The organism is Arachnia propionica (genome assembly GCF_003859805.1).
GTDB lineage: Bacteria > Actinomycetota > Actinomycetes > Propionibacteriales > Propionibacteriaceae > Arachnia > Arachnia propionica_C.
Map to the genome: position 1 here is coordinate 1 of NZ_RQZG01000036.1, position 1,691 is coordinate 1,691.

At 55.2% G+C, this 1,691-nt stretch carries 3 protein-coding genes; all 3 read left to right on the forward strand.

Annotation, left to right across the window (positions count from 1 at the left end; all coding sequences use genetic code 11):
* Nucleotides 1–861: hypothetical protein (locus tag EII34_RS16155; RefSeq protein ID WP_185711396.1), on the forward strand; the 861-nt coding region annotated here is incomplete at its 5' end.
* Nucleotides 862–914: 53 nt separating this feature from the next.
* Nucleotides 915–1,367 (forward strand): DUF6301 family protein, encoded by a 453-nt coding sequence (locus EII34_RS15640; protein ID WP_124846099.1) that lies wholly within the window; start codon nucleotides 915–917, stop codon nucleotides 1,365–1,367.
* The coding region (locus tag EII34_RS16360) for a hypothetical protein (protein WP_221620327.1) at nucleotides 1,367–1,691 on the forward strand (325 nt) is incomplete at its 3' end. The genes EII34_RS15640 and EII34_RS16360, both read left to right, overlap by 1 nt.

Sequence of the window (1,691 nt, forward strand, 5' to 3'; positions counted from 1 at the left end):
AAGGGGGATCCGGACCCAGAGACCACCTTCCGTGGTGAGGGCGGAGACCTGCACAACAAGGAGGGTGGCCGGTATGCAAACGACCCCAACCCACCAGAGCCAGTTGACACTCCAGCAACAGTCAAGGCTGAACATGACAAACTCCACTTGGAAGGACTGAAAGAGTTCGAGGATAATCCGGCCTACAAGAAGCAGGTCGAACATCGCGACATGTACGAGCGTTACCAAACGGAGTCCAGCCACTTGAAAGAAATCGCCTCCGAATGCGGTGTCGATATTTCTTCCTTCACGAGTGAGAACTTGAAGCCTTCCCTCCGTTCACTTCGAGATTCCGGCCAGATCACTCCCGAGCAGTCCACTGTCATCCGCGACGCTTTCCTCTCCGAAAGAGAGTCCCTAAAAGACCTCAAGAAAGCATCTGAGTCCTTAGGTGAACATGCAGCCGACGGGGTCATCAAACTCAGAGAAGAAATCTCGCTCTTCGGTCACGATTCCGGGAAGGGAGCAGGCCACTTGGACCGAGTGGGGGTCAAACTCAACCCGCCGTCGATCACGGTATACGAGGCAAAAGGCGGTAATGCTCCGCTTGGGACTTCGAAAGTGGATGGGGTCCCCCACCAGCAAGGTACTGGCCCCTACCTGCAGAAGCTGATGGAACAGGACCCCCGGATCGTCCAAGCCCTCGCTGACCTGATCGAACGAGAAGGCCCCGATGCGAGAGCCCTGAAAGAAGCCATCGAGAACGGGACGATCGAGATCAACTACGACTTGGTCCGAGCCCGCCCCAGTGGTACAATTGGCTTGTCCCGATTCCGGCTTGACGGAACTGCATATCTCCCTAAGATTCCGCCCGCATCGTGACTTAAGGAAATGTTAAATCAGGCAGAAAGGGCTTGCAGTTGAAGTCTACTCCTATGGATGACTTGGTCCGCATCGTTGAATTTTGGGTGAACCAAGAGTGGCCTCTTGACCGGAAAGCAGCTGAGGCTTCGTGCGCTGCTTTGGGGTGGGAGCGCGACGAAAAAGGTTTCTGCTTGACTCCTTACAATTTCAAGGTTCCGGAAGTCCTGCTGGTGACCAGCAGGACGTCGGGACATGTGGGGACAGTGGAATTTCGGATCACCGATGTTGTGCAGGAAGATTCTCCCGACCGGGTAGCTTTCATGAACAACGTCTTCAGTGCAGTAGTCGCACGGTTTCGTGACACCTGGGGAAAAGGCAAGGTCAAGAGAGGAAAGCACGAACAGAGAGCTCTCTGGGATCTACCAGGAGGAAGCCAAGTCGAAATCTCCAACATTTGGAGCTCAGTAACCTGCTCGATCCTCAGCCCAGACTATGCTGAGGTTGAACGCTACCTTGGGGAGTAGTGCCAAAAATCACGCCCGACCCAACCAACGTTAGTTTATGGGATAGGAGCACAAACAGGCGTGGCGAAAGTTCGCTCTTCGGGGATGATTCCAAGCCGGGTGCTGGGCATCTGGATCGGATCGGTGTGAGGCTTGATCCGCCCAGGATCAGCATCTACGAGGCCAAGGGTGGAGGTGGATCGCTTGGTACCTCCAAGGTGGATGGTGTCCCGCATCAGCAGGGAACTGGTCCCTATCTGCAGAAGCTCTTGGAGCAGGATCCGAGGGTCGCGCAGGCTCTGGCTGATCTGATCGAGCGGTATGGTCCTGATGCTGACGTGTTGA